The organism is Methylibium sp. (genome assembly GCF_013817365.1).
In the GTDB taxonomy this organism is placed as follows: Bacteria; Pseudomonadota; Gammaproteobacteria; order Burkholderiales; family Burkholderiaceae_C; genus Methylibium.
Window position 1 is genome coordinate 1 of the sequence record NZ_JACDCU010000427.1, and the last position, 3,387, is coordinate 3,387.

4 protein-coding genes and 1 pseudogene are annotated in these 3,387 nt (G+C 64.2%); 2 read left to right on the forward strand and 3 right to left on the reverse strand.

Annotated elements, in window-relative coordinates; translation table 11 throughout:
* On the forward strand, positions 1 to 224 hold a 224-nt coding region (locus H0W38_RS19045; protein ID WP_292457114.1), incomplete at its 5' end, for a penicillin acylase family protein.
* Between the two features lie 211 nt (positions 225 to 435).
* The gene (locus tag H0W38_RS19050; RefSeq protein ID WP_292457116.1) at positions 436 to 750 is read left to right on the forward strand and encodes a hypothetical protein; all 315 of its coding nucleotides are present in this window, start codon (positions 436 to 438) and stop codon (positions 748 to 750) included.
* A gap of 52 nt (positions 751 to 802) precedes the next feature.
* On the opposite strand, the gene H0W38_RS19055 is transcribed toward H0W38_RS19050, so the two are convergent.
* From H0W38_RS19055 to H0W38_RS19065, 3 genes and pseudogenes are all read right to left on the reverse strand, one after another.
* Complete coding sequence (locus H0W38_RS19055; protein ID WP_292457118.1) at positions 803 to 1,354, reverse strand: NADPH-dependent FMN reductase; 552 nt, start codon at positions 1,352 to 1,354, stop codon at positions 803 to 805.
* Between the two features lie 106 nt (positions 1,355 to 1,460).
* Positions 1,461 to 2,657 (reverse strand): GGDEF domain-containing protein, encoded by a 1,197-nt coding sequence (locus H0W38_RS19060; protein WP_292457121.1) that lies wholly within the window; start codon positions 2,655 to 2,657, stop codon positions 1,461 to 1,463.
* Between the two features lie 442 nt (positions 2,658 to 3,099).
* Positions 3,100 to 3,387 (reverse strand): annotated as a pseudogene (locus tag H0W38_RS19065) (methionyl-tRNA formyltransferase); the annotation flags it as partial.

Genomic DNA, 3,387 nt, shown 5'->3' on the forward strand with positions numbered 1-3,387 from the left:
CCGTCACCGGCGAGCTCTATCTCGACGAGCACGGCCCGAGCCTGCGCGCGCTCTACGACCTGGGTGATCGGGCCAAGTCCCGGTTCATCCACTCGAGCGGGCAGAGCGGTCTGGCTTTCAGTGGCCACTACCGCAGCTTTGTCGAGCGCTGGGCAGGCGGCGAGTACTTGCCGGTGTGGGGCGACGGCAAGCCGGGGCGGGTGCTCCAGCTTGTACCGAACTGAGGGTCTGTCGACGCGACGGCGGGGGTTGCGCCTGGGCAGCGGGGCGGCCACCGACGTTGCGAAGCGCCAACGCCAACGACCGGCGGGTGCGCAGATATGCACAGGCTGGGCTTCGGCAGTGCAGGGCGGCTGCGCCGACCCTCAAGCCCGGCCGCACTCGCACCGACATTTCAGGAGGGCCGGCTTTGCTGCTGCCCTTACTGGAGAAACGATGAAGGCTGAAACCGGCGGCCCGGACACCACGGCGCTGCGAGCACAACTGATGGCGGCGGATCCGATGCAACGCGCCATGGCACTGCACACGATCGAGCTCGAGCTCAAGGGCGGCCACGCTGTGCCGTCTCGGGCGTTCGCCAAAGAAGTCGAGAACTTCACCGCCCGTGGCATCCCGTTCTACGCGCCGCAAGACCGCCATTTCCGCGACTGGGTCGCGCGTGCGGTGTCGTATTGGGAGAAGCTGCGCAGTGGCTCCGCAGAAGTGATGAGCAGCGCTGCCGAACGCCAGGCGGTTCGAGCGCCCGTCTAGTAAATCAGGTGTCGCCGCTCTCTCGTGCGCGCCGGGCAATGCAGGAGCCTTTTCAAGCCGAGTGCGCCTTGACCCAGGCGACATAGCGGTTCATCCAATCCTGCAGGAACTCGCGGCTGTCCGCGCCGACGTTCCCGTCCGGGTCGAACAAGCCCTCCTTGGCCTGGAGGAAGGCTTCCGGCTGGCCGAGGGTCGGCATGTCGAGGTAGGCGAGGATGGTGCGCAAGTGCTGCTGTGCCACTGCCGTGCCGATCGCGCCGACCGAAACCCCCAGCACGCCGGCTGGCTTGCCCGCCCACGCGCTTTGCCCATACGGACGCGAAGCATGATCGATCGCGTTCTTGAGCACACCCGGGATAGAGCGGTTGTATTCGGCCGTCACGAACAAGACGCCGCGGGCCGCCTCGATGTCGCTTTTTAGTCGCTTGACCGACTCGGCCGGATGCGCGTCGTCGTCTTGGTCGTAGAGGGGCAGGTCATCGATCCGCAATTGCTCGAACGAAAATTCCGAAGGCGCCAGCTTTGCGATGGCCGTGGCCAGCTTGCGGTTGAAGGAATCGTGCCGGAGGCTGCCGACCATCACGGCAATCGGGTACTGGCTCATGTCGTCTCCTGGGGGTGCCAACACGTTCGAAGACGCGGCTCGTTGCCGGCGCGCCCGGTTGGCCCGGTTGGCCCGGTTGGCCCGCATCATCCGCTGCCAAGTCACTTCAACATGCCGAAGGGGTCTCCATGGCATGCAACCGCAGGCCCGTCTCGTCCAAGGTGAAAGTGCGAGCGCGACCTTGAGCCTTGGCCCGGTACAGCGTCGCGTCTGCGCGTGCGAGCATCGCCTGCACGCTGTCGTCGAACGCGGTGCGCATGGCGATGCCGGCGCTGTAGCTCAACGCAAAACCGAGTTCACGCGAGGCGGCGTCGGTCAAGCGCTCGCGCAAGCGCCGGTCGAAAGCGTTCGCGGCAGCACTGTCGGCGTGGTTCATCAACACGCAGAACTCTTCGCCGCCGTAGCGGCCCACGACATCGCCCGTGCGGGCAGTGGCCAGCAGCAAGCTGGCGACGAGTCGAAGTGCACGGTCGCCAGCCTCGTGGCCGAGCTTGTCGTTGATCTGTTTGAAGTGGTCCAGGTCGATCATCACGACGGCCAGCGGATGGTCGTAGCGCACGCTGACGGCCAGCTCGACATTCGCCTTGGCAAGCCAGGCCCGCCGATTGAACACGCCGGTCAGGCCGTCCAGGGAAGCCAGACGCTCGAGCGCGAGAGCGGCTTCGTCACGGTGCGCGAGCAAGATGCCCACGAGCGACAGCACGCTGGTCGCGTTTGCAACCACCGCAAACGCATAGTTCACGGGGTGCGGCGACAGAAAGCTCGGATACGACTCGGTGAAGAACGCACCCAGCAAGCCTCGCCAGGCCGTGACCACCATTTGTGCGAGGAGACTCACGACGAGGAGCCAGCGCCATCTGCCGACGGGCACGGCCGGCGTGCGCGCAAGGGACGCAGCGACCATCGCCATCTGAAGTGCAAGCAAGCCGTTCGCCCACCCGACCCTGAAGGGATAGTTCGAAAAGCCGAGCGCATAACCGACCGGCAGCACAACGGCGATGAGCGTTGGAATTCGGTCCAGGGCAGGGCGACCACACCACAGGTCGAAGGCACCCGCGAGCAGCGCGAGCCCTCCGGCAAGACAGGCCATCGACAGCGAGGAAAAAAGACGGTCTTGCCAGGCACCGCTTTCCACCCAGCCGGAAAGGAGCAGCAGCACCCATCCGAGCGCCTGCAAACCGACCCCTGCCTGCGCCCGTCGCGCCGCCGCATTGACGTTGCCCATCACCGCGGGCAGCGCGGCCGCCATGGTGACAAGGCTGACGGTCAGAGCCAAAAGCAGAAACGCAATGTCGTTGGGCATGGAGAGTCGACCGGGACGCAAGCACGCCGCGGGGACGGCCGCGAGATTCTGCGGTAGTCGACAGCCCGGTGTCTGGGCAATTGCTGCGGTTCAGCCGGACGTCGCCGGGAAATTTCTTCAGGCCTGACGCAGAAATGTGAATGCCGGAGCGCCCGATAAGACGAAGCACCGAAGATCAGCGAAACGCTCTAACAGTTTACATAATATACATTAGCGCGGTTTTATCAGAGTGTCCCGTGCACCCTTTAGCCTTGCGTCGGCCGTTCGTCTCGTCCTGACTGAAGGACCACGAAGTTCTGTTTCCGTGCCCAAATAAACCGCCTCGCATTCAAGCCGTATGTGGCGTTTGTCTGAAAACATTAACTGACTCAATCGCTTGAACGGTGAATCTCAAGTAAGTTGTAGGTGCGCTGCCTCGTCCGCTCCCGTGCGGAGCGTCGTTTCAGCCGCCGAGCAACGTCCCTTTGGCCAATCCATTCGTGCGAGCGAAATCGCCGCCAGCCAACTTCTTGCCGTCCTCGCCACGCGCTCGCAAGACTTCGATCACGCCACCTTGTGCCGTCACTTTGAAGCTGCCCTCGGTGACTTCGGCCACTTCACCGGTCTTTCCCGCTACATCGGCGAACCGGCGGAACAGGTGCTTGCGTGCATCGAAGATCTGCACCTTCTTGCCGTCCAGCGTGGTCCAGGCACCGGGGGCGGGATTGGTGCCGCGGATCAGGTTGTAGAT